General features: G+C 40.7%; 1 other RNA gene. It reads right to left on the bottom strand.

Going from position 1 to position 322, the window contains the following annotated elements:
- Positions 1–177: a transfer-messenger RNA gene (ssrA, locus tag EP747_RS24065) on the bottom strand; the annotation flags it as partial.
- Positions 178–322 lie beyond the last annotated feature (145 nt).

Raw genomic sequence — 322 nt, 5'->3', positions numbered from 1 at the left:
AGTGAACCCCTCTAAGCTATGCACATGGGCGATACATAGGAGGAGCCTTTAGTGCAATTAAGCAGCTAAAGAGAAATTGTTGTTTTTGCCAGTTATTGGCTTTTGCGTTTTAACGAGGCCGACCCCTCGACTCGCGACTTAAGCTCGAACTACCCCTGTCGAATCCGTAACGTCCCCATATAAAATGCTCACATAACTTATTCAGATATGTTCGCTATGAGTGACTTACGAAGCATAAAGCAAAGGCTTCATAATCTATAAAATCTGCACATCGTGCAATTTATGTTGCTGATTAACTTACAAACTTATTATAGCATATCCA

Origin of the sequence: Gottfriedia acidiceleris (assembly GCF_004138285.1) — a bacterium.
GTDB lineage: Bacteria > Bacillota > Bacilli > Bacillales > Bacillaceae_G > Gottfriedia > Gottfriedia acidiceleris_A.
The sequence above is the reverse complement of the archived record's forward strand: the minus strand, read 5'-3'. Positions and strand labels throughout refer to the sequence as shown.